Origin of the sequence: Martinezella tropici, assembly GCF_008370325.1 — a bacterium.
Classification (GTDB): Bacteria; Pseudomonadota; Alphaproteobacteria; order Rhizobiales; family Rhizobiaceae; genus Rhizobium; species Rhizobium tropici_B.
Genome location: NZ_VNIP01000011.1, coordinates 672,255 through 693,882, shown reverse-complemented (window position 1 = coordinate 693,882; position 21,628 = coordinate 672,255). Strand labels below are relative to the sequence as shown.

Here is a 21,628-nt window from a genome sequence, read left to right as displayed (position 1 = left end):
TGGGAAAGCGCTAAGCCTGTAATGCACCTAGAGTCGGATGATTTTAGGTCTCTTCGACCTAAAATCTGAATCCGCTCCAGACTCAAAGAAGTAGAGCATGATGTCGTCCGAAAACCGATCACACTTTTCGGCATCATGCTCTAAAAGGAGGCTGTATCCGGCATAGGATGCAGAAGGAGGACGGCATGGCCGAGGCCATTTCATTTCTGGAGCCGCGTGCGGATGTTCTGGCTCGCCGCAGCGCCATCGTCGCCGATCTCGCCGATCTTCTGGCGCCGGAATGCCTCATCCACGAGCCGCGCGAACTCGTACCCTTCGAAACCGATGCCTTCATTTCCTACCGCCGCTTGCCGCTTGCCGTAGCCTTGCCGCGCTCGACGGCGGAAGTGGCGGCCGTGATGAAATATTGCCATCGCTATGGCATTCCCGTCGTTCCGCGCGGCGCTGGCACCTCGCTTTCCGGCGGCGCCATCCCGCAGGAAGATGCCGTCGTTCTCGGTCTCTCCAAGATGAACCGCATCCTCGATATCGATTATGCCAATCGCACCGCGACCGTGCAGGCGGGGGTGACGAACCTGCACGTCTCCGAAAGCGTCTCGGCCGATGGTTTCTTCTATGCGCCCGACCCGAGTTCGCAGCTTGCCTGCACCATCGGCGGCAATATCGGCATGAATTCCGGCGGCGCGCACTGCCTGAAATATGGCGTCACGACCAACAACCTCCTCGGCGTCAAGCTGGTTCTGACCGATGGCACCGTCATCGATCTCGGCGGCAAGGCGTTGGATGCGGCGGGCTACGATCTGCTCGGTCTCGTCTGCGGCTCGGAAGGCCAGCTCGGCATCGTCACCGAGGCGACGGTGCGGCTCATCGCCAAGCCGGAGGGCGCCAGGCCGGTGCTCTTCGGCTTCGATACGTCGGAAGAGGCGGGCGCCTGCGTGGCCGATGTGATCGCCGCCGGCATCATTCCCGTTGCCATCGAATTCATGGACAAGCCGGCGATCGAGATCTGCGAGGCCTTTGCGCATGCGGGTTATCCGCTCGATGTCGGCGCGCTGCTGATCGTCGAGGTGGAGGGGTCTGAGGCGGAAATGGGCGATATGCTTGCGAGCATCGTCGCCATCGCGCGTACCCACAAGGTCAAGACCGTGCGCGAATGCCAGTCTGCCACGGAGGCGGCCCTGATCTGGAAAGGCCGCAAATCCGCTTTTGGCGCCACCGGCCGCATCGCCGATTACATCTGCATGGACGGTACCGTGCCGCTCAGCCAGCTTTCCCATGTGCTGAAGAAGACGGCCGAGATCATCGACGGCTACGGTCTGCGCGTCGCCAATGTCTTTCACGCCGGCGATGGCAACATGCATCCGCTGATCCTGTTCAATGCCAACGATCCCGAGGATGCCGCCAAGGCGGAAGCCGCCGGCAACGACATCCTGCGGCTCTGCGTCGATGCCGGCGGCTGTCTCACCGGCGAGCATGGCGTCGGCATCGAGAAGCGCGACCTGATGCGGCACCAATATGCCGATGTCGATCTCGCCCAGATGATGTCGGTCCGTGCGGCCTTCGATCCCGGCTGGATCCTCAACCCTTCCAAGGTCTTCCCGCTCGACGGACGCAACACTGCATGACCGAGTTTCATCCGAGGACGGAGGAGGAAGCCGCCTCCATCATCAGCGACCATACGGCGCGTGGTGCGACCCTTGCGATCGTCGGCGGCAACACGCGGTCCGGCTTCGGCAACGCGGTCGTCTCGGAAGCGGTTCTGTCGTCGCGCCATCTTGCCGGCATCGTTGCCTACAATCCGGGGGAAATGGTGTTGACCGCCCGTGCCGGTACGCCGGTCGCAGAGATCGAGGCGGCTCTTGCCGAGGGCGGCCAGATGATGGCGTTCGAGCCCATGGATCACCGGTCGCTGATGGGAACGGACGGCGAGCCGACGATCGGCGGCATTTTCGCAGCCAATGTCTCCGGCCCACGCCGTTTCGTCAGTGGCGCCGCCCGCGACAGCCTGCTCGGCGTCCGCTTCGTCAACGGCAAGGGTGAGATCGTCAAGGCCGGCGGGCGGGTGATGAAGAACGTCACTGGTCTCGATCTGGTCAAGCTGATGGCCGGCTCGCACGGTACGCTCGGCCTGTTGACGGAGGTGACGTTTCGCGTGCCGCCGAAGCCGAAGACGGAGGAAACGATCGTCGTCTCCGGCCTCAACGATGCGGAGGCCGCCAACGCGATGGCCGCGGCCATGGCCCTGCCGCTCGAAGTATCGGGTGCAGCCCATTTGCCCTTGACGGTCGCGTGGTCCTTCGTCGACGGCACGATGCCGCAAGGGGAGGCAACAGTGCTGCGCGTCGAGGGCCTTCCCGGCTCCGTCACGGCGAGGGCCGAAAAGCTGGCCGCCGCGATGGGTCGGCTCGGCCCTGCCAAGCGCCTCGAAGAGGATGTCAGCCGCAGGCTCTGGCGAGAGATCCGCGATGTGAAACCTTATGCCGATGGCACGATGCGCCCGATCTGGCGGGTATCCGTCGCCCCCAGCATCGGCCAGCAGCTCGTTGCGGCCCTTCGCCTGGAGGAGGGCGTCGATGCCTATTATGATTGGCAGGGCGGGCTGGTCTGGATGCGCATGGAAGCCGAACCGGAGGGCGATATGCTCAGGCGCTACATTCACGCGCTCGGCGGCGGACACGCGACCTTGATGCGCGCTACTCCAGGCCACCGCGCGACGACACCGGCCTTCCAGCCGCAGCCCGAGGCCGTGGCGTTGCTTTCGGCGCGCGTGAAGGAAAAATTCGATCCGGCGAGGATTTTCAATCCGGGGAAGATGGGGTGAAGGGGATGGAGGCTTGTCCACGATTGCCCCTCACCCTAACCCTCTCGCCGCGGGCGGGGAGAGGGGACGACCTCTTTTACTTGGCAGCATCGGATGTACCAAAGCTGCGGGGCGACGGAGGATGCGGCCATCCCCTTCTCCCCGTCAAAACGGGGAGAAGGTGGCCGATAGGCCGGATGAGGGGCGGAACCTTGCTCGAATGGGGACGTGCATAGATGCAAACCAATTTCACCCTTGCCCAGCTTGCCGATCCGCATGTGGCCGAATCCGAGGCGATCCTGCGCAAATGCGTGCATTGCGGCTTCTGCACCGCCACCTGTCCCACCTATGTGACGCTCGGCAACGAGCTCGACAGCCCGCGCGGCCGCATCTATCTCATCAAGGACATGCTGGAAAACGGCCGGGCCGCCGACGCAGAGGTGGTAACGCACATCGATCGCTGCCTGTCCTGCCTCGCCTGCACGACGACATGTCCTTCCGGCGTCGACTACATGCATCTGGTCGATCATGCCCGCGCCCATATCGAAAATACCTATCGGCGCCCGCTGATGGACCGGCTGACCCGCAATGTGCTGGCGGCCGTGCTGCCCTATCCCGGCCGTTTCCGGCTGGCCTTGCGACTTGCAAACCTTGGCCGGCCATTCAATGGCCTGTTGAGGCGCGTTCCGGCGTTGAAGGCTTTCGCCGCTATGCTTGATCTTGCGCCGCGTCGCATCCCGGCGCCGTCTCCTTTTGCCAGGCCCGCCCGGCATGAGCCGCAGGCGGAGTGGCGCGGTCGCGTCGCGATCCTGACGGGCTGTGCTCAGCCGGTGCTCGATCCGGCGATCAACGAGGCGGCCATCCGGCTGCTGACGCGCCTTGGCGTCGAAGTCGTCGTCCCGGAAGGTGAGGTCTGCTGCGGTTCGCTGGTCCACCACATGGGGCGTGAGGAACAGGCGCTCACCGCCGCCCGCGCCAATGTCGATCTGTGGACGCGTGAGATCGAGGCCAGCGGGCTCGATGCGATCATCATCACCGCGTCTGGCTGCGGCACGACGATCAAGGATTACGGACATATGCTGCGCCTCGATCCGGCCTATGCCGAAAAGGCGGCAAGGGTCTCGGCGCTCGCCAAGGACATCACCGAATATCTCGCCGGCCTCGACCTTCCCTCGCATATGCCGCGTGGCATCACGGTCGCCTATCATTCCGCCTGCTCCATGCAGCATGGGCAGAAGATCACCATGGCGCCGAAGCTGCTTTTGAAGGCTGCCGGTTTCACGGTGCGCGATCCGGCGGAAGGGCATCTCTGCTGTGGTTCGGCCGGCACCTACAACATCATGCAGCCGGAGATTTCGGCCGAACTGAAGGCGCGCAAGGTCAGGAATATCGAGGCGACGAAGGCCGATATCATCGCGACCGGCAATATCGGCTGCATCACGCAGATCGCCACGGGGACCAATATCCCGATCCTGCATACGGTGGAATTGCTGGATTGGGCCTATGGCGGCGAGATGCCTGCCAAGTTGAAGGGGCTGCAGCCGGCCGCCGCTTAATGCAGCCTGCCCGACCCGGGCAGCCGGTAGGCTTGCCATTCGGTCTCGAACCGATCGGCGGCGATCTGCGTCATGCTGATACGATCCTGCCCCTCCTCGAAGAAGATGCCATCCATCAGGCCGGCAACGCCATCGTAAAACGAGCCTTCGACCAGGCTGGTGATCCCTAGCATTTCACGTCCTACCGTAGTGAAATCGACAACCGACATGCATTGCCGGCGACCATCGGCAAACACGTCGATAAGCCGAGGAACATCGCCGGTGATGTCGACCTCGTAATAGACGATGACCGGCTCCTCACTTTCCGGATGGATCCAGTCGCATCTGTAATAGGAAAAACTCATGTGCTGGAATATAGCACATAATGCCCCAAGCCTGAACCGGCTTAGGGGGATTGATCGCGAACTTCAGCCAGACCGGCTTCAGAAGTTGAACGAGACACCGAAGTTGAGCGCGTGAGTGAAGACCCTGGTCTTCAGCGTGTCGCCGCTGTCGATCGAAACATCGTTCACGAAGTTATAGTTGCCCTTATATTCGACGAAGGTCGACCAGTGCTTGGAGATCTGGTAGCTGACGCCGGCCTGTGCCTGCAGCGAAGCGCCGCCGAATTCGTAGTCGAAGGTGCGGCCGGACGCGCGCGTGACTTCGACGTGCGGCACGTTGATACCAGCGCCGAGGCCGACATAGGGCGTCCAGTTGCGGGCAGGATCCTGGAAGCGGTAGAGAGCGTTCAGCGTCAGCATGTTCAAGCCGTCGGTGAACTCGAAGTGTGACCAGCCGGGCGTGTTGCCGAGATCGCCATAGACCTTGGCATGCGAGTAATCCAGCGACACGCCCCAGTTCGGCTTGTTGAGCTCATCAAGCCACCAGATGCCGCGGAAGCCGAAATAGGGAGGCATCTTGAAGGATTTGCCCGACCAGTTCGGGTCGAAATCGGCGCCGTCCGACGTGGTCACGTTGCTGCCGGTTGCACCTTGCACGCCGCCATAGGCGGAAAACTGCATCTCTGCCGAGGCAGAATTGGCGGCAAATATGACTGCTGAAATAGCAAGCGCGGCAAGCGCCGGCTGCGTGATGCGAAATGCACGATGCATATGAAATCCCCGAATGCCAAAGTGCTGCTATCTAAGCGCGCTTCCGTGACACTTCTATTGCAGTCATAGGTGCGCAAGCCCGGCTTAGGCGGGAAAACTGACGGTAAACTGAAGGGAACAAGCCGTTTTGCGGCGGATCGGGACGATAAGTTTCAGGCTGTAACACTGATGCAACACTGACATCAGCGCAGCCTGGCGCGGAATGGCGCATCACGCGAGAAACGGGCGTCCTCGACCTGCATGATCGAAGCCATGCCATGGTCCGGAACGCCCGTGAGCTGATATTCGAATCAGGATGAGGAGATACCGCTCCGCTTAGCCGCCGAACAGGGTCCGCAGCACATCGACGCCACGATCCTGATAGCTGACTTCGCCCTGCTTGTTCCCGGGACCGACCACGATGACTTTGGTGCCGACGGGGACGCGCTCGTAAAGATCGATCACGTCCTTGTTCATCATGCGGATGCAGCCGGACGACATATTGAGGCCGATGCTCCAGGGCTGGTTGGTGCCATGGATACGGAAAGCGGTGTCGTTGCCGTTGCGATAGAGATACATGGCGCGCGCACCGAGCGGATTGTCCTCGCCGCCCTCCTGGAAGGGAGGCAGCTTGTGGCCCTTCTTGGCTTCGCGAACGATCATCTCCGGCGGCGGCGTCCAGCCCGGCCACTCCGCCTTGCGGCCGACCTTGACGACGCCCGACCAGCCGAAACCGTCACGCCCGACACCGATGCCGTAGCGCCTTGCGCGATTGCTGCCCTCGACGAGATAAAGATACTTGTTGTTGGTATCGATAATGACGGTGCCCGGCGCCTCGTTCGTTGCTAGCCGCACCATGCGCCGCTGGAACTGCGGTTTGACTTGGCCTTGCGGTTCCACCGCAACTCGGACCACGTCGCCGCGTGTGGCCGGTGCTGCCGTATAGGGCGTGGAAGCGGTAAAAGCCGCTGCGTTCGATGCTGCAAGAAGACACGCCGCGACGACGCCTGTCGCCACGACCGATAGTGCTGCTCTCATATGGCATTCCCCTCGTTGAAACCGGTAGGAAACTACCGGAACCAACGAAGGGATCAAGATCAAAATGCCCGATGCGAAGAACGGAGTGGAAGAACGGCTCGCTCTTCTATGGCAAGTCAGACTATAGTCTGACTTATAGTCCGGGCCATTCCGGCGCTGCGGCTGGCGACCTTTCGACAAGAGCAAGATCGCCGCGCGGGTTTACACGCGATGCTCGATCACATCACGATGACGCGGGTGCCGACCTTTACGCGGTTATAGAGATCGGTGACATCCTCGTTGCGCAGGCGGATGCAGCCGGAGGAAACGGCGCTGCCGATGGTCCAGGGCGCATTGGTGCCGTGGATGCGATAGAGGGTGGAGCCGAGATACATGGCGCGGGCGCCGAGCGGGTTGCCTTCGCCACCTTCCATGTGCACCGGCAGATAGTGGCCCTTGGCGGCTTCGCGCGAGATCATTTCGGCGGGCGGCGTCCAGTCCGGCCATTCCTGTTTGCGGGTCACCGTATGGGCGCCGGCCCATTCGAAGCCGGGCTTGCCGACGCCGACACCGTAGCGGCGTGCCTTGCCGCCATCCATCACCAGATAGAGGAAGCGGCTGTTGGTATCGATGACGATGCTGCCGGGTCTTTCCTTCGTCTGGTAGTCGACGATCTGCGGCAGGAATTGCGGGTCGATCTGGCCACGGATTGCCGGATATTGCGGACGGACCATGGCAACTTGCTGCACGACCGGGCGGGCAAACAGGCCGCGCGGCTGCACGACTTGGCGCACCTGTGGATTTGCGTGCTGTTCCATTCTGGGATCGGCCGCGCGGCGCGCCATCGGGCGGGGATAGACGACCGGCTGCACATTGCCGCCGCCAAGCTGCATCACCCAGGGGGCGGTCAGATCGGGACTGACGATAACGGGCGGGCGCGACTGATAACGGTCATCTGCAAAGGCAGTGGAGGCAAGCAGGCTCAGAGCGCCGGCGGCACACAGGACGGCATGTTTCATCATCGGACAAACTCTCTACATGGGCCGAGGATGGGCGCGAAGGCACCCGGTCGAAACCATGGTGCCATTTGCGCGCGAGCGAATGGTAAACATCTATTCATCAAAATGCCGCGAAGCCGATAAAGCTGTATCAGGGTTACCGCCTGGTTTGGAAAGATGGTTTGCAAGTGGTAAATCTGGAATCGGAATGCGCGATCGTCGAAATGTGCTTACGATTTTAAGCGTTTGATTGATCTGGTTTTATCCGATATTTGCATACCGGTTTCCGGTAGTGCGCGCTGAAATAGGGACGAATCGCGAAAATGGCCGACACGGGCATCATCACCGGCGAAGACGGCAAGGACCGCTGCTTCTGGCACGGCAATCTGCCGGAATATCAGCGCTATCACGACGAGGAATGGGGTCGCCCTGTTGTCAACGACATCAGGCTCTTCGAGAAGATTTGCCTTGAGGGCTTTCAATCGGGCCTCTCCTGGCTGACGATCCTGCGCAAGCGCGAAAATTTCCGCGCCGCTTTTGCCGGTTTCGATTTCGAGAAGGTCGCCAAGTTCGACGATACCGATATCGAGCGCTGCCTCGCCGACGCCGGCATCATCCGCCATCGCGGCAAGATCGTCTCCACCATCAACAATGCCAACCGCGCCCTCGAGCTGCGCAATGAATTCGGATCGCTCGCCCGCTATTTCTGGAGCCATGAACCGACCGCTGCCGAACGCCCCGAGGTCTTCGATCTTGCCCATCTTCGCGCCAATCCGACGACGCCGGTTTCCGTGCGGATTTCGAAGGATCTGAAGAAGCGCGGCTGGACCTTCGTCGGCCCGACCACGGTTTATGCCTTCATGCAGGCCATGGGCCTCGTCAACGATCACATCGAAGGCTGCTACTGCCGGAAAAAAGTGGAGGCGATGCGATGCGCATTGGTGCGGCCATGAAGGCGGCGCTTCTCGGCCTTTCCATGGTGGCGCTTGCGTTGTTCGGTGCCGCAGCAGTCCATGCAGAGGATGCCACCCAGCAGCTGCCGCAGCTCGACCGCGGCGAAAAGGTCGAGAAAATCGGTTTTCCCGCCGTCCTAGAGAAGCTCACGGGCTGGACGAAGTTCGGTAAGGGCAAGGTCTATATGCTGCCGCTGAAGAAGGGCCAGCATGTGCGGATCACCTTCAGCTCCAGGAGCAAATACGCCTATATGGCGATCTTCGACCTGTCGTCGAGCGAGGACGAATCCTTCTTCGGCACGGACGAGGACGGCAATACGGCCGACGTCACCGTCAACGAGGATACGACCTGGCTGATCAAGCCTTATTATTCGCGGGTCACCCGTCGTCGCGGCCTCGGCGCGCCTTACGAGATCCGCATCGATCCCAATCCGCCGGCCGCGCAGCAGACGCCCGCCGACCAGCAGAAGGATCAGGGTCCGACGCTCTTCCCGCCGCGCTCCAAGCAGGGGCAGTAGAGCAGCTCCAGGAAAAGCCCGCGGCGGTTTTCCGTCCGGAATTGCGTAAAAGCGACTAAGAGCCTACGACAGCGCGTCGAGCACGCCATGCAGCTCGCCGAGATGACCGATCTTGCGGAAACGCGGCGCTTCGGTCGGCTCCTCCACATGTTCGAAGGACCATGTAAGCTCGTGCGGCACGAAGACGCCATAGCTTCCGGCGGCGAGCGCCGGCACGATATCCGATTTCAGCGAATTGCCGATCATCATCGCCCGTTCGGGCCCGTCGCCCACCTTGGAAAAAATGCGGCGGTAGGTGGAGGCGTTCTTATCCGAGACGATCTCGATCGCATCGAAGAGGTCGCCGAGGCCGGATTGGGCGAGCTTGCGCTCCTGGTCGAAGAGATCGCCCTTGGTGATCAGCACCAGCAGGTATTTTCCGGACAAAGCTTCCAGCGTCTGACGCACATGCGGCAGGGTTTCGACGGGATGGGCGAGAAGATCGCGGCCGATATCGAGGATTTGGGCGATGACGGTCGAGGGCACTTCGCCTTCCGTGATCTCGATCGCGGTCTCGATCATCGAGAGGGTGAAGCCTTTGATGCCGAAGCCGTAATGTCTGAGGTTGCGTTTTTCCGCCTCCAGCAGCCGTGCGGAAATGACGTCGCTTGCGGCGTGATCGGCGAGAAGATCGGTAAATTGCAGCTCCGTCAGCCGGTAGAACTGTTCGTTCTGCCAGAGCGTGTCGTCGGCATCGAAGCCGATCGTGGTTAGGGGACGTTGCGTCATCGGTATGTCCGTCCTGCGCATGATATGAAGGTATGAATCTATCTCGCAGCGGTCCGGAAGCAAGAGCGGGTGCCGGTAACCGCATCGTGATCGACGGGAGGTCTCGCGTTGAAATCGGTTTCCGGTGCATTATGTGCTTGTTGTCTCGATTGCCGCGGAGCCAGAGCCGGGCCTTGACGACCATCTCGTGACCTCTCCAGGGCAGCGCCGATAGCGATTGCCATGCCGGGGCCAATTCATAGCCAAAAGATATGCATTCACCGGCCGGAAGCATCTTCCGGCTGACCACAAGGGAATTTCTCCTATGCGTTACAATCAACTCGGCAATACCGGGCTGTTCGTTTCCGAACTTTGCCTGGGTACGATGACTTTCGGCGAAGCCAATCCCAGCAACGGCCTCTGGGGCTCGATCGCAGATGTCGATCAGGCGCTGGCGGACAAGATCGTCGAAGGCTCGCTTGCGGCCGGCGTCAACTTCATCGACACCGCCGACGTCTATTCCTCCGGCAATTCCGAAAAGCTGCTCGGCCAGGCTCTGAAGAACCTCGGCGTTCCCCGCAAGGATGTCGTCATCGCCACCAAGGTCTATGGCGTCATGGGCGACAAGCCGAACGATCGCGGTGCCTCGCGGGGCCATATCATGGACTCGGTGCAGGCAAGCCTCGACCGCCTGCAGACCGATCACATCGATCTCTACCAGATCCATGGGACGGACACAGTGACGCCGATCGAGGAGACGCTGCGGGCGCTGGACGACCTCATTTCGCGCGGTCTCGTACGCTATGTCGGTGTTTCCAACTGGCAGGCCTGGCGCATCGCCAAGGCGCTCGGCATTTCCGAACGTCGCGGCTTCGCCCGCTTCGAAACGGTGCAGGCCTATTATTCCATCGCCGGGCGCGATCTGGAGCGTGAAATCGTGCCTGTCATGGCTGAGGAAAAGATCGGGCTCATGGTCTGGTCGCCGCTGGCCGGCGGTCTGCTCTCGGGCAAGTATGGTCCGGGCGCTCCCGGCAATGGCGAGGGACGGCGTGCGAGCTTCGACTTCCCACCCGTCGACAAGGATCGCGCCTGGGCTTGCGTCGCCGCCATGCGCGAAGTGGCGGAGAAGCACGGCTCCAGCGTCGCCACGGTGGCGCTTGCCTGGATATTGGCGAAGCCCTTCGTCACCAGCATCATCATCGGCGCCAAGCGTCTCGACCAGCTCGATCAGAACTTGGCGGCCGTCAAGCTGAAGCTCGATACCGACGACATCGCGAAGCTCGATGAAGTCAGCGCGCTTGCGCCCGAATATCCCGGCTGGATGCTGGCCCGGCAGGGCGCCCAGCGCGTGCCGCAGCCCTTCGAGCCGAAGGCCTGATATCGTGCGAAGGCCGGGCCGCCGCCATCCGCGGTGGCCCGGCGGCTATCACAGCTCGATGACGATCTTGCCGAACGGGCCGCGATCGAGATGATCGAAGGCGGCCGGCACCTCGCCGACGGCATAGCGATGGTCGATGACGGGCTTCAGACCGATGCTGTCGACCGCGCGGACGAAATCTTCGAGCGAGCGGCGGTGGCCGACGCTGATGCCTTGAATGACGGGAGATTTCAGCAGCAAAGGCGCAGCAGGGCCGGCAATATCGAAGCCCTCGAGGACGCCGATGACAGAGATCCGGCCATGAAGCGCCACCGCCTTCAGCGATTGGCCCAGATTCGGCCCGCCGGCGATTTCGATGACGTGGTCGATGCCGCGATCATTGGTGAGGCGATAGACCTCTTCCACCCAATCGCTTTTGTTCCGGTCGATGCCGTGATGGGCTCCGAGCGCTTTTGCCCGTGCGAGCTTCTCCGGGCCCGATGAGGTCACGAAGACCTCGGCCCCCTGTGCGGCGGCGATCTGCAGGCCGAACAGCGCCACGCCACCCGTTCCTTGCACGAGCACGCTGTCGCCCGGCTTGATTTTGCCGCGCTCCACCAGCGCAAACCATGCCGTCAGGCCGGCGCAGGGCAGAGTGCTGGCCTCGGCATAATCGAGGCTCGTCGGGGCCGATACGAGCCAATCCTGCGGGATGGCAATATATTCGGAAAGCACGCCGGGATAGAAGCCGCCCAGCGTCTTGTAGGGCAGGTTGCGGGCATCGCCGAGCGGCTTATCGTCGATCCAGCCGGGATGGAAGGTCGAAATGACCCGATCGCCGACGGAAAATCTGGTTACGCCGTCTCCCACCGCTTCGATTATGCCAGCCATGTCGGAAGCCGGCACGAAGGGAAACTGGATCGGCAGGCCCATGCCGCTCTCGCGAACAAGCTTGTCGCGATAGTTCAGTGAAACGGCCTTCACCCGCACGAGCACTTCGCCGCGCGCAGGTGTCGGAACCGCCGCTTCCGTGAGGTTCAAGGGAGCGCCAACGGCAATCGTCTCGAGGGTCCAGCGCTTCATGGTTTTCGTCATAATCATCTCCTGAGAGGAATTGGAAGCAATGGACGGAAGCATATCGTTGCTTTCTGGTCGCCAGTGGCGATATTATTTCCGCTAACTGGTTCCTTTCAGGAAGCAATCATTATGAATGACATGCTCAACGGCATTCCGGAATTTGTAGAGGCGGTCGAGGCAGGCGGCTTTTCAGCGGCGGCGGCCCGCATGAATCTGTCGCGCTCGGCAATCGGCAAGACCATCGCCAAATTGGAGCGGCGCCTGAACGTGCGCCTGTTTCACCGCACCACCCGTATGCAAAGCCTGACGGACGAGGGCCAAGCCTTTTACGAGCGCTGCCGGCGGGCACTGGACGAGATACAATCAGGCGAGGCCATGCTGGAATCGGGCAAGCGCGAGGTCACGGGACGCCTGCGCATCTCCATGCCCGTGCTCTTCGGCCGCCGTTGTGCCGCACCGCTGCTGCTGGAACTGGCCCGCATGCATCCCAGGCTCGAGCTGGATCTTTCCTTCAGCGATAGGGTAGTCGATCTCTTCGATGAAGGGTTCGATCTGGCCATTCGTAACAACGCGCTGCGCGACGAAGCCGGCCTGGCCGCGCGCAAGATCGCTCTCCATCGCATGACGCTGTGTGCAGCGCCGGATTATCTTGCCGCAAGAGGCGCGCCGCAGACTATTGCCGACCTCGATGGCCACGACCTGATCGTCTATGGAAGATCGGGCGAGACGAAGAAATGGACCTTCCTGCAGGATGACGGAACTGCCGTCGATTATTTTCCGGAAACGCGGCTGCGCCTCGATGATCTGGAGGTCATGGCGGATGCAGCCGTGTCGGGAATGGGGATTGCTTGGCTGCCATGCTGGCTGGTGCGCGATCACGTATACGCCGGCAGGCTGGCTCAAGCGCTGAAGAATGTTTCCAGCCGGGCCGTCAACGTCTATGCGGTCTGGCCGCAGGTTCCGCAGCTGTCCCTGAAGATGCGTGTGGTCATCGATCTGCTGGCCGCACGCCTGCCTGAAATCATGGGCTGAGCGCGTGACGGTGCTTCCGACTAGAGGAGGGCGCCTTCTGCAAATACCTGGTTCCACCTGAAGACCTGCACGGATTTGCGCAGGCCCGCCGCCCAGAATGGATCTTCCTTCACCAGATGGTCGACAGCATCGGCGGTCTCCGCTTCGACAAGCCACAGGCCGCCGGCAAAAGCGTCACCCTCTCGGCTGAGCGGTCCGGCCGTCCTTATGGAAGCGGCATTCGCCTCCAGGAAGGCGAAGTGGCGCGGCAGATACTCCTTACGGATCGCGGCGGCGTTTTTTTGATCGTCTTCGAACAGAACTGCGAAAAGTGTCATCGTCATCTCCTTGCTGGATATTTCCAGTCTATGGCTGCAATAATACTGACGCACGCTGTAAGTTTGCCGTCGGGAGCTGCAAAATTGCACGATATCGATTGGAATGACCTGCGCCACGTTCTAGCGCTCGCGCGGGGTGGATCCTTTGCCGCTGCTGGCCGGGCGCTTGGCACGGACGCGACGACGGTCGGCCGCCGCCTGCGCGTTCTGGAGAAACACCTCGGCACGACGCTGTTTTCACGCGATGCAGGCGGTATTCTGTCTCCGACGCCGACGGGCGAGATCGCAGTGACGAAGGCCGAGGCCATCGAGGCCGAGATCATGGCGCTATCTGGCGCATTGGATGCGGCCGATTCCATGGCGTTCGGCAAGGTGCGCCTCACGGCAGCGCCATCCTTCATCAGCCGGTTGCTCATCCCCTCCCTAGCTGGCCTGTTGGCCCAGCATTCCGGCTTGCACTTGGAGCTCATCGGCGATTCCAGGAACTTCAACCTCACCCGGCGCGAGGCAGATATGGCACTGCGCCTCGCAAGGCCGGCAGATATGGCAAATGGCAGGGTCGTCGCAAGGCGGATCGCGACACTGGATTACGCCGTCTACGTCGCTGCGGGGCGGGAAGATCATACAGAGGATCTGCCCTGGATTGTCTACGAAGACGCAATGATGCATCTGCCGCATGCTCGTTGGATCGCGGCGCAGGCGGAGAAATCAGGGCGCGTCAGCCAGCTTGCGGTCAATGATGCCGAAGCTCTGTTGCAGGCCGCGGCTGCAGGATTGGGGCGCGCGCTTCTGCCGAAAATCCTGACTGAGAATGCGGGAGGTCTTTGCCGCGTAGATAGCGGCGATAGAAATCCGCCGGCGCGCGAGATGTGGCTGCTCATCCATACCGAGCTTCGCCAGCTCGTTCGCATCCGCACCGTTTCTGGTTGGCTGGATAGAGTCTTTCGCAATCCGCATCCGGAGCGGTGAGAGAGAGAGAGAGAGACGGCACGAATGCCGCCTCCCGCTATCGGGCGAATTAGTTGCCGTGCTTCTTCAGCCAGGCTTTCATTTCCTTGATCTCGGCTTCCTGCGCGGTGATGACGCCCTGCGCCAGTTTGCGCAGTTCCGGGTCTTTTCCGTATTTCAGCTCGATCTTTGCCATGTCGATCGCACCCTGATGATGCGGGATCATGCCGCGGACGAAATCCGCGTCGGCGTCGCCGCTGTAATTGATCATCATGTTCTTGTGCATCTTGCCCATCGCGTCGTTGAACGCCTTGCTGGAGGCGCTCTGGTCGCCCATGGGCTTGCTCATATCCATGCCCTTCATGTCGTCGGCAAAGGCAGGAAGAGCGAGGGCAAAGGCGAATACGCCGGCGAGGATCAGCGATTTTGAAGTAGACATAGGTATTCTCTCCGTTTCTGGACGGTATCTGGATTTGAGCGGAAAGCCGCTCGTGGAGTGAATGCAGATGATCGTCAGGCGAAACGGGGAGGGGGCGGCGTCGGCTGCGGACGCGAATCGACAAGACGTTGGCCGGATGAAGGAGCCGGATACGAGAATGCGTTCTTGCCACTTTCGAAAGCGAGAGCCGGCGTCAGGGCAAGACAGGCGGCACAGGACGCGACATGCGCCATGCCACCGGCGCAAGGATTCTCCGGCTTCTTTTCCTGATGCTGCGCCATATCACCGTGGCCGGCCATGCCAGGCATATCGGCCATGCCTTCATGCATGCTCATGGCCGATGCAACGGGCATTGCAGTTCCGGAATCGCAGATAGGACAATTCGCCAGCGCCGGCATAGCACCGTAGAACAGCCAGGCAATCACCATTGTCAGGATGGCAAAGAAACGCATGAAGAAGAACCTAGCTGCGCTACCCGCGAAGGCAAGCGCAAATTGCATTGCCGGAACACTGGAAGGCGATCAAGGCAGCAATTTGACTTCTCCCAGGATTTCGATTGGAGGAAAGCTCAGACAATCCACAGCATCGAAGCTGAGTGTGAACCGAGCTTCCTTTGCCGCCGCCCATGTCAGTGCCTGTTCCGCCGCGCTTGCGGAGATCTTCATCGCGATGGTGCAATGCGGCTGCCAGCGATCCGGGCGGGAATGCTCATGACAAAGGGCAGGATCGATCTCGTCGTGAATAGCGCGGTGTATCCGCCTCAGAATCCGATCGTCCGCCGGACGTGCCCAGAGCACCAGCATCTCGTTTGGAAAATGGCCAATCCCTGAAAACTCGACCGATAGCGGCGGTAAGTTTGCGAAGGCCTTTTGAGCGGCGGCGACAAGCGAGGAAAGGGCAATGTCCTCATAAACAGCAAATGTCAGATGCGGCGGATAGTCCAGTGCCTGCATCGATGGAGAACTTTCGAACCGGCTCGCCTCCCGCCAGAGATTCAGCACTGGAGAGGCGCTATCATCGGTACATTTCAAAACGATTGCGTGTGGCATGGTCTCTATGCTGCCTTCTCTGGCTTTTCTCGGTTTTGTCCGCCGCTAACATATAACAATCCTTGCCGCATCCAGCCCAATCCGCTAGTTAACCGCGACTGTTCCCGTACCGGATTACCCTACAGATGAGCGACAAACAGAAGAAACCACAGAAGCTCAAGGCCCGCCTGCCGCGTGGCTTTGTCGATCGTTCGGCCAGCGATATTCGCGCCGTTAACGAAATGACCGCAAAGATCCGGGCCGTGTATGAGCATTATGGTTTCGATCCTGTCGAAACGCCGCTGTTCGAATATACCGATGCGCTTGGCAAGTTCCTGCCCGACAGCGACCGGCCGAACGAGGGCGTGTTCTCGCTTCAGGATGATGATGAGCAGTGGATGTCGCTGCGCTACGACCTGACGGCGCCGCTCGCCCGTCATGTCGCCGAGAATTTCAACGAGATCCAGCTTCCCTACCGCACCTATCGCGCCGGCTATGTATTCCGCAACGAGAAGCCAGGCCCGGGGCGTTTCCGCCAGTTCATGCAGTTCGATGCCGATACCGTCGGCGCGCCGGGCGTGCAGGCGGATGCCGAGATGTGCATGATGATGGCCGATACGCTGGAAGCCCTCGGCATCAAGCGCGGCGACTATGTGATCCGCGTCAACAACCGCAAGGTTCTCGACGGCGTACTGGAAGCGATCGGTCTCGGTGGCGATGACAAGGCTGCGCAGCGGCTGAGCGTGCTGCGTGCCATCGACAAGCTCGACAAGTTTGGCCCGGAAGGCGTGGCGCTGCTGCTCGGTCCCGGTCGCAAGGATGAGTCAGGTGACTTCACCAAGGGTGCTGGCCTCAACGCCGATCAGATCGAGAAGGTGCTGTTCTTCGTCGGCATCAAGGACTACGCCGAAAGTGCGGCTCAGCTTGCCGAGCTCGTCGCCGGTACGTCCAATGGCAGCGAAGGCGTCGAGGAACTGAACTTCATTGGCAGCCTCGTCACCAGTGCCGGCTATGAGGCGGATCGCATCAAGATCGATCCTTCCGTCGTGCGTGGCCTCGAATACTATACCGGCCCGGTCTACGAGGCTGAGCTGCTGTTCGACGTCACCAACGAGAAGGGCGAGAAGGTCGTTTTCGGCTCCGTCGGCGGCGGTGGCCGTTATGACGGGCTCGTCTCGCGCTTCATGGGCCAGCCGGTGCCGGCCACCGGCTTCTCCATCGGCGTGTCGCGCCTGATGACGGCGCTGAAGAACCTCGGCAAGCTCGGCACCGAAGAGGTGGTCGAGCCCGTGCTCGTCACCGTCATGGATGGCGATGTCGATGCCATGGGACGCTATCAGCGCTTCACGCAGCAATTGCGTGCCGCCGGCATCCGCGCCGAGATGTTCCAGGGCAATTGGAAGAAGTTCGGCAACCAGCTGAAATATGCCGACCGCCGCGGCTGCCCGATCGCCATCATCCAGGGTGGCGACGAGCGCGCTCAGGGTGTCGTCCAGATCAAGGATCTGATCGAGGGCAAGCGTCTTTCCGGCGAGATCGAAGACAATGCCAGCTGGCGTGAGGCGCGTGTGGCGCAGGAAACCGTGCCGGAAGCCGAGCTGATCGCGAAGGTCAAGGCTATCTTGGCGGCACAGGCGGAAGACCGGAAGAAGGCACTCGGCAATGTCTGAGTGCGTGGCTTTGCCCCTCACCCTAGCCCTCTCCCCGCTGGCGGGGAGAGGGGACGACCTCTTTTGCCGCAGCCCATCGATTCTCACAGAGGTGAGGGGAGATAGATGGCGCGCCGATCCCCTTCTCCCCGTCCAAACGGGGAGAAGGTGGCCGACAGGCCGGATGGGGGGCTTTAGTGGAGTTCTGAGCCCATGCCCCTGATCAATCTTCCGAACTTTGCCAGCGATCTGCTAGACGAATTCTCGGTTCGCGGAACGGAGAGGGTGGACACGCCCATCATCCAGCCGGCCGAGCCCTTTCTCGACATGGCCGGCGAGGATCTTCGCCGGCGCATCTTCATGACCGAAAGCGAAACGGGTGCCAGCCTTTGCCTGCGTCCGGAGTTCACGATCCCGGTCTGTCTGCGCCACATCGAAACCGCCACGGGCACGCCGAAGCGTTATTCCTATCTCGGCGAGATCTTTCGCCAACGCCGCGAGGGCGGGCATGAGTTCTATCAGGCCGGCATCGAGGATCTGGGCGATGGCGATACGGCAAGCGCTGATGCCCGCGCCGTCGGTGACGCCATCGGTATTCTGACCCGCCTGGTCCCGGGCAAGCCGCTTTCGGTGACCTTGGGCGATCAGGCCGTGTTCGAGGCTGTGGTCCAGGCGCTCGGCCTGCCCACAGGCTGGCAGAAGCGGCTGATCCACGCTTTCGGCAATATGATGCAGCTCGAAACCCTGCTGGAGCGTCTCGCAAGCCCGCCGCCTGTCACGGGGCTCGATGCGCATGCGCTCGATTTCCTCAGCCGCGGCGACGAGCAGGGGCTGGTCAAGCATATCGATGCCACCATGCAGGCTACCGGCTATTCCACCAATGCCAGCCGCTCGCCGCAGGAAATCGCTCGCCGCCTTCGCGAGAAGCTGGTCCTGTCGGAAACGCGGCTCGATGACGCCGCCTTTCGTGTACTGGAGGAGTTTCTATCGCTAACCGTGCCGTTGGCGGATGCTTCCGCGGCGCTGGCCGGCTTTGCCGATGCGGCAGAACTGGAGCTGGGCGCGGCTCTGAAGAATTTCGACGCCCGCGTCAAAGCATTGGCAGATGCCGGCGTCGATACCGCGAAGATCGACTATCGCGCCGCCTTCGGTCGCCCACTTGATTACTATACCGGCCTCGTCTTCGAAGTGACGGTGGAAGGATCGAGCGCGATGCTCGCCGGGGGCGGCCGCTTCGACCGGCTGATGACCCTGCTCGGTGCCAAGGGTCACATTCCGGCTGTCGGCTTCGCGCTCTGGCTCGACCGCATCGAAACCGCGAGGGCGGCCTGATGACTATCACGATAGCGCTTCCCTCCAAGGGCCGGATGAAGGACGATTGCTCGGCTGTTTTCGAGCGTGCCGGCATGACCATCGTCGCTGTCGGCAATGATCGCTCCTATCGCGGCCGTGTCGAAGGCTTGGAAGGCGTCGAGATCGCCTTCCTGTCGGCTTCGGAAATCTCGCGCGAGATCGGCAATGGCAGCGTGGATTTCGGCATTACCGGCGAAGACCTCGTGCGCGAGGGCATGGCGGAGGCCGATCGCCGCGTCGAGTTCTGCGCAAGGCTTGGATTTGGCCATGCCGATGTCGTGGTCGCAGTGCCGGATATCTGGCTCGATGTCGACACCATGGCCGATCTCGGCGATGTTGCGGCCGATTTCCGTGCCCGTCATGGCCGCAGGCTGACGGTCGCGACGAAATACTGGCGGCTGACGCAGCAGTTCTTTTCGCGCCAGCACGGCATCCAGCTCTATCGTATCGTCGAAAGTCTCGGTGCGACCGAAGGGGCGCCGGCCGCGGGCTCGGCCGACATCGTCGTCGACATTACGTCTACGGGCTCGACGCTGCGGGCGAACCATTTGAAGGTCCTGTCGGATGGGATCATCCTGCGCTCGGAGGCTTGCCTGGTGCGTGCCCGCAAGGGAAGCCACGAGGGCGATCCGATGGTTCAGCGCATCATCTCGGCAGTGCGCAGCGCGCTCTGACCTTTCAGTTTCCCATTCGCGCAAAAAAAAGGCCCGCCGGAATTCCGGCGGGCCTTTTGTCTTGGGAAGTATGCGGTAATCAGGCTGCAGCGTAGGCGCCGCGGCGTGCATCGACCGAGTAAACACCTGCGCCATTGGTGGCGAGCATGATGTAGGCGCCGGCGAGCGTGACGTTCTTCAGGAAATTGACGAAGTTCAGGCCGTTGATCCAACCATTGGCGGCCGCCGGGAAATCCGGAACGTTGACGGTCGGCAGATGGAAGACGACGCCGGTGAAGACGCAGAAAGCGGCAAGCAGCCAGCCGACGATGCGGACCTGGAAGCCGATAAGGACGCAGACGCCGGTGATGAATTCGAAGGCGCCGGCGACATAGGTCAGCAGCGTCGAAGCGGGCAGGCCGGCGCCGGCGATCATGCCGGCGGTGCCGGACGGATCGGTCAGCTTGCCGAAGCCGGCGAAGATGAACATGAATGCGAGCAGAATGCGCGCCACGAGAATGATGATGTTGTTGGTATTGGACATGACGATCTCCAGTAAATTTAGTTCGGATCGGGTGGCGACAATTTCTGGAGGCAGATATTCGTGATTTTCAGGCAATTGAAAAGATAAACAACTGCGCACAATTAGTTCACAATTATTGAACAATGGTGCGATTTATGCGCTCTTCCCATCGGCTCCATATCGGATATGGTGGCGCAAATTTGTTCGCCAAATCATGATCTTTGGAAGGAAATCCCATGGCCGATCTGTCCTCGTTTCCGATTACGAAGCGCTGGCCCGCCAGCAATCCTGATATCATCCAGCTCTATTCGCTGCCGACGCCGAATGGCGTGAAGGTTTCGATCGCGCTCGAGGAACTTGGTCTGCCCTATGAGCCGCACCTGGTTTCTTTCGGCACCAATGATCAGAAGTCGCCGGAATTCGTTTCGCTGAATCCGAACGGCCGCATTCCCGCGATCATCGATCCCAATGGTCCCGATGGCAAACCGATCGGTCTGTTCGAATCGGGCGCGATCCTGGTCTATCTCGCGGAAAAGACCGGCAAGCTTATCCCGAGCGATGCAGCCGGGCGTTACGAAACGCTGGAATGGGTCTTCTTCCAGATGGCCGGCATCGGCCCGATGTTCGGCCAGTTCGGTCATTTCTTCAAATTCGCGGCCGAAAAGGTCGCCAACAACTCCTACCCGGTCGAGCGTTACCGTGACGAGGCCAAGCGCCTGCTGAGCGTGCTAGAGGACCGTCTGCAGGGGCGCCAGTGGATCATGGGCGATGAATATACCATTGCCGACATCACAACCTTCCCATGGGTCCGCGGCGTCGATGTGTTTTATGGCGGCCGTGAGGTTCTGGAGTTCGAAAGCTTCCCCTCGGTCATGAGGTGGCTTGACCGCGCTCTCGCACGTCCAGCAAGTCAGCGGGGCCTTAATATTCCGAAGCGGGATTGATTGGATTCGAGTTCGTGAGCTGGTCAGGCGATGACGGATTCACCTGACCGTCATCTGCAGTCGTTTTTACTGCCGGCTCGCCAACTGGCTGCCCGGCTCCAGCTTGAAGCGTGGAAACAGAAAGACGCCGATCATGCTGCCGGTGTGTTGCCCATCCGCGGCAACGGATTCGCCGACGCAAAAAATCGGCTGGCGATGACCGCTGGCGCCAAGCGTCGTGGTGGAATAGCAGAAAGAGGAATTGGTGGTTGCCGCCTGTTCGAATAGATCGAGGATACGCACGCGATCTTGCACGTCATAGCAGTGCATCAGGCTCAGCAGGCCGCATTCCGAAGAGCTCAGGCCGTGCAGCATCGTGCTCCATTGCCCGAGCTTGATGATGCCGCTCGACAGGTCGCCCGTCCAGCCCTCGGAAACGCAGAACTGCGCGAGCAGCTCAGGATTGTGACCGTCAAACTCCAGCGAACCCGGCGCAAACGGTGCGGCAAAATTGGCCTTGGCAATTTTGAACAAGATGATCCCCACTTAAGCGCATGATCCTCCTGCGCTTCATCCAAATTCCCAGCGTCTTCCGGGCTGTCGATCCCGTCTGCGAAGTCATTTCAAGTAAAAAATCCGGACGCCTATCAATTCTCAAGGTCATGCC

At 61.0% G+C, this 21,628-nt stretch carries 24 protein-coding genes; 12 read left to right on the top strand and 12 right to left on the bottom strand.

Annotated features, from left to right (window positions below; all coding sequences use genetic code 11):
* Nucleotides 1-185: 185 nt before the first annotated feature.
* From FP026_RS24280 to glcF, 3 genes are all read left to right on the top strand, one after another.
* Complete coding sequence (locus tag FP026_RS24280; RefSeq protein ID WP_149637134.1) at nt 186-1,625, top strand: FAD-binding oxidoreductase; 1,440 nt, start codon at nt 186-188, stop codon at nt 1,623-1,625.
* Nucleotides 1,622-2,821, top strand: a complete 1,200-nt coding sequence (locus FP026_RS24275; RefSeq protein ID WP_149637133.1) for an FAD-binding protein — start codon at nt 1,622-1,624, stop codon at nt 2,819-2,821. The genes FP026_RS24280 and FP026_RS24275 overlap by 4 nt, the downstream gene beginning before the upstream one ends.
* A gap of 215 nt (nt 2,822-3,036) precedes the next feature.
* Complete coding sequence (glcF, locus tag FP026_RS24270) at nt 3,037-4,356, top strand: glycolate oxidase subunit GlcF (protein WP_149637132.1); 1,320 nt, start codon at nt 3,037-3,039, stop codon at nt 4,354-4,356.
* Here glcF and FP026_RS24265 read toward each other — a convergent pair.
* From FP026_RS24265 to FP026_RS24250, 4 genes are all read right to left on the bottom strand, one after another.
* The gene (locus tag FP026_RS24265; protein WP_149637131.1) at nt 4,353-4,700 is read right to left on the bottom strand and encodes a DUF6881 domain-containing protein; all 348 of its coding nucleotides are present in this window, start codon (nt 4,698-4,700) and stop codon (nt 4,353-4,355) included. The genes glcF and FP026_RS24265 overlap by 4 nt on opposite strands.
* Before the next feature lie 78 nt (nt 4,701-4,778).
* A complete protein-coding gene (locus FP026_RS24260; protein ID WP_149637130.1) occupies nt 4,779-5,450 on the bottom strand; it encodes an outer membrane protein in 672 nt (223 codons plus the stop codon).
* Between the two features lie 315 nt (nt 5,451-5,765).
* Nucleotides 5,766-6,467: a L,D-transpeptidase gene (locus FP026_RS24255; RefSeq protein ID WP_149637129.1), complete on the bottom strand. Its 702-nt coding sequence runs from the start codon at nt 6,465-6,467 to the stop codon at nt 5,766-5,768.
* A gap of 218 nt (nt 6,468-6,685) precedes the next feature.
* Nucleotides 6,686-7,468: a L,D-transpeptidase gene (locus FP026_RS24250; RefSeq protein ID WP_149637128.1), complete on the bottom strand. Its 783-nt coding sequence runs from the start codon at nt 7,466-7,468 to the stop codon at nt 6,686-6,688.
* Nucleotides 7,469-7,767: 299 nt separating this feature from the next.
* Here FP026_RS24250 and FP026_RS24245 point away from each other — a divergent pair, with 299 nt between their 5' ends.
* Nucleotides 7,768-8,397 (top strand): DNA-3-methyladenine glycosylase I, encoded by a 630-nt coding sequence (locus FP026_RS24245; RefSeq protein WP_149637127.1) that lies wholly within the window; start codon nt 7,768-7,770, stop codon nt 8,395-8,397.
* Nucleotides 8,376-8,915 carry a hypothetical protein gene (locus FP026_RS24240; protein ID WP_246665421.1) on the top strand — a complete coding sequence of 180 codons (540 nt, stop codon included), beginning with the start codon at nt 8,376-8,378 and terminating at the stop codon, nt 8,913-8,915. The genes FP026_RS24245 and FP026_RS24240 overlap by 22 nt, the downstream gene beginning before the upstream one ends.
* Nucleotides 8,916-8,978: 63 nt before the next feature.
* Here FP026_RS24240 and FP026_RS24235 read toward each other — a convergent pair whose 3' ends face one another.
* On the bottom strand, nt 8,979-9,683 hold the full coding sequence (locus tag FP026_RS24235; RefSeq protein ID WP_149637126.1) for an HAD family hydrolase: 705 nt from the start codon (nt 9,681-9,683) through the stop codon (nt 8,979-8,981).
* A 304-nt stretch (nt 9,684-9,987) separates the two neighbouring features.
* Between FP026_RS24235 and FP026_RS24230 the strand changes: the two genes are divergently transcribed.
* Nucleotides 9,988-11,040: an aldo/keto reductase gene (locus tag FP026_RS24230; RefSeq protein WP_149637125.1), complete on the top strand. Its 1,053-nt coding sequence runs from the start codon at nt 9,988-9,990 to the stop codon at nt 11,038-11,040.
* A gap of 48 nt (nt 11,041-11,088) precedes the next feature.
* On the opposite strand, the gene FP026_RS24225 is transcribed toward FP026_RS24230, so the two are convergent.
* The gene (locus FP026_RS24225) at nt 11,089-12,114 is read right to left on the bottom strand and encodes a zinc-dependent alcohol dehydrogenase family protein (RefSeq protein WP_149637124.1); all 1,026 of its coding nucleotides are present in this window, start codon (nt 12,112-12,114) and stop codon (nt 11,089-11,091) included.
* A 111-nt stretch (nt 12,115-12,225) separates the two neighbouring features.
* Between FP026_RS24225 and FP026_RS24220 the strand changes: the two genes are divergently transcribed.
* Nucleotides 12,226-13,128, top strand: a complete 903-nt coding sequence (locus FP026_RS24220; RefSeq protein ID WP_149637123.1) for a LysR family transcriptional regulator — start codon at nt 12,226-12,228, stop codon at nt 13,126-13,128.
* Nucleotides 13,129-13,148: 20 nt separating this feature from the next.
* Here the strand turns inward: FP026_RS24220 and FP026_RS24215 are convergent, their stop codons facing one another.
* Nucleotides 13,149-13,445 (bottom strand): YciI family protein, encoded by a 297-nt coding sequence (locus tag FP026_RS24215; RefSeq protein WP_149637122.1) that lies wholly within the window; start codon nt 13,443-13,445, stop codon nt 13,149-13,151.
* An 84-nt stretch (nt 13,446-13,529) separates the two neighbouring features.
* On the opposite strand from FP026_RS24215, the gene FP026_RS24210 reads away from it, so the two are divergent.
* Nucleotides 13,530-14,414: a LysR family transcriptional regulator gene (locus FP026_RS24210; protein ID WP_246665420.1), complete on the top strand. Its 885-nt coding sequence runs from the start codon at nt 13,530-13,532 to the stop codon at nt 14,412-14,414.
* Between the two features lie 49 nt (nt 14,415-14,463).
* Here FP026_RS24210 and copM read toward each other — a convergent pair whose 3' ends face one another.
* The 3 genes from copM to FP026_RS24195 all read right to left on the bottom strand — a co-directional run bounded on the left by copM (nt 14,464) and on the right by FP026_RS24195 (nt 15,881).
* Nucleotides 14,464-14,832, bottom strand: a complete 369-nt coding sequence (copM, locus tag FP026_RS24205) for a CopM family metallochaperone (protein ID WP_149637120.1) — start codon at nt 14,830-14,832, stop codon at nt 14,464-14,466.
* Between the two features lie 74 nt (nt 14,833-14,906).
* Entirely contained in the window at nt 14,907-15,284 is a 378-nt protein-coding gene (locus FP026_RS24200) for a hypothetical protein (RefSeq protein WP_149637119.1), read from the bottom strand.
* A 69-nt stretch (nt 15,285-15,353) separates the two neighbouring features.
* A complete protein-coding gene (locus FP026_RS24195; protein WP_149637118.1) occupies nt 15,354-15,881 on the bottom strand; it encodes a 2'-5' RNA ligase family protein in 528 nt (175 codons plus the stop codon).
* 125 nt (nt 15,882-16,006) lie between these two features.
* Between FP026_RS24195 and hisS the strand changes: the two genes are divergently transcribed.
* From hisS to hisG, 3 genes are all read left to right on the top strand, one after another.
* Complete coding sequence (hisS, locus tag FP026_RS24190; RefSeq protein WP_149637117.1) at nt 16,007-17,530, top strand: histidine--tRNA ligase; 1,524 nt, start codon at nt 16,007-16,009, stop codon at nt 17,528-17,530.
* A gap of 192 nt (nt 17,531-17,722) precedes the next feature.
* The gene (locus tag FP026_RS24185) at nt 17,723-18,841 is read left to right on the top strand and encodes an ATP phosphoribosyltransferase regulatory subunit (protein WP_149637116.1); all 1,119 of its coding nucleotides are present in this window, start codon (nt 17,723-17,725) and stop codon (nt 18,839-18,841) included.
* On the top strand, nt 18,841-19,536 hold the full coding sequence (gene hisG / locus FP026_RS24180; RefSeq protein WP_149637115.1) for an ATP phosphoribosyltransferase: 696 nt from the start codon (nt 18,841-18,843) through the stop codon (nt 19,534-19,536). The genes FP026_RS24185 and hisG overlap by 1 nt, the downstream gene beginning before the upstream one ends.
* Before the next feature lie 79 nt (nt 19,537-19,615).
* On the opposite strand, the gene FP026_RS24175 is transcribed toward hisG, so the two are convergent.
* Nucleotides 19,616-20,059 (bottom strand): DoxX family protein, encoded by a 444-nt coding sequence (locus FP026_RS24175; RefSeq protein WP_149637114.1) that lies wholly within the window; start codon nt 20,057-20,059, stop codon nt 19,616-19,618.
* 215 nt (nt 20,060-20,274) lie between these two features.
* On the opposite strand from FP026_RS24175, the gene FP026_RS24170 reads away from it, so the two are divergent.
* Nucleotides 20,275-20,982, top strand: a complete 708-nt coding sequence (locus FP026_RS24170; RefSeq protein WP_149637113.1) for a glutathione binding-like protein — start codon at nt 20,275-20,277, stop codon at nt 20,980-20,982.
* A 66-nt stretch (nt 20,983-21,048) separates the two neighbouring features.
* Here FP026_RS24170 and FP026_RS24165 read toward each other — a convergent pair whose 3' ends face one another.
* Nucleotides 21,049-21,495, bottom strand: coding sequence for a hypothetical protein (locus FP026_RS24165; protein WP_188112663.1), 447 nt, complete (start codon nt 21,493-21,495; stop codon nt 21,049-21,051).
* Between the last annotated feature and the right edge of the window lie 133 nt (nt 21,496-21,628).

Coding starts and splice junctions, on each gene's coding strand:
- FP026_RS24280 (WP_149637134.1), top strand. CDS start 186: ATGGCCGAGGCCATTTCATTTCTGGAGCCGCGTGCGGATGTTCTGGCT.
- FP026_RS24275 (WP_149637133.1), top strand. CDS start 1,622: ATGACCGAGTTTCATCCGAGGACGGAGGAGGAAGCCGCCTCCATCATC.
- glcF (WP_149637132.1), top strand. CDS start 3,037: ATGCAAACCAATTTCACCCTTGCCCAGCTTGCCGATCCGCATGTGGCC.
- FP026_RS24265 (WP_149637131.1), bottom strand. CDS start 4,700: ATGAGTTTTTCCTATTACAGATGCGACTGGATCCATCCGGAAAGTGAG.
- FP026_RS24260 (WP_149637130.1), bottom strand. CDS start 5,450: ATGCATCGTGCATTTCGCATCACGCAGCCGGCGCTTGCCGCGCTTGCT.
- FP026_RS24255 (WP_149637129.1), bottom strand. CDS start 6,467: ATGAGAGCAGCACTATCGGTCGTGGCGACAGGCGTCGTCGCGGCGTGT.
- FP026_RS24250 (WP_149637128.1), bottom strand. CDS start 7,468: ATGATGAAACATGCCGTCCTGTGTGCCGCCGGCGCTCTGAGCCTGCTT.
- FP026_RS24245 (WP_149637127.1), top strand. CDS start 7,768: ATGGCCGACACGGGCATCATCACCGGCGAAGACGGCAAGGACCGCTGC.
- FP026_RS24240 (WP_246665421.1), top strand. CDS start 8,376: ATGCGCATTGGTGCGGCCATGAAGGCGGCGCTTCTCGGCCTTTCCATG.
- FP026_RS24235 (WP_149637126.1), bottom strand. CDS start 9,683: ATGACGCAACGTCCCCTAACCACGATCGGCTTCGATGCCGACGACACG.
- FP026_RS24230 (WP_149637125.1), top strand. CDS start 9,988: ATGCGTTACAATCAACTCGGCAATACCGGGCTGTTCGTTTCCGAACTT.
- FP026_RS24225 (WP_149637124.1), bottom strand. CDS start 12,114: ATGACGAAAACCATGAAGCGCTGGACCCTCGAGACGATTGCCGTTGGC.
- FP026_RS24220 (WP_149637123.1), top strand. CDS start 12,226: ATGAATGACATGCTCAACGGCATTCCGGAATTTGTAGAGGCGGTCGAG.
- FP026_RS24215 (WP_149637122.1), bottom strand. CDS start 13,445: ATGACACTTTTCGCAGTTCTGTTCGAAGACGATCAAAAAAACGCCGCC.
- copM (WP_149637120.1), bottom strand. CDS start 14,832: ATGTCTACTTCAAAATCGCTGATCCTCGCCGGCGTATTCGCCTTTGCC.
- FP026_RS24200 (WP_149637119.1), bottom strand. CDS start 15,284: ATGCGTTTCTTTGCCATCCTGACAATGGTGATTGCCTGGCTGTTCTAC.
- FP026_RS24195 (WP_149637118.1), bottom strand. CDS start 15,881: ATGCCACACGCAATCGTTTTGAAATGTACCGATGATAGCGCCTCTCCA.
- hisS (WP_149637117.1), top strand. CDS start 16,007: ATGAGCGACAAACAGAAGAAACCACAGAAGCTCAAGGCCCGCCTGCCG.
- FP026_RS24185 (WP_149637116.1), top strand. CDS start 17,723: ATGCCCCTGATCAATCTTCCGAACTTTGCCAGCGATCTGCTAGACGAA.
- hisG (WP_149637115.1), top strand. CDS start 18,841: ATGACTATCACGATAGCGCTTCCCTCCAAGGGCCGGATGAAGGACGAT.
- FP026_RS24175 (WP_149637114.1), bottom strand. CDS start 20,059: ATGTCCAATACCAACAACATCATCATTCTCGTGGCGCGCATTCTGCTC.
- FP026_RS24170 (WP_149637113.1), top strand. CDS start 20,275: ATGGCCGATCTGTCCTCGTTTCCGATTACGAAGCGCTGGCCCGCCAGC.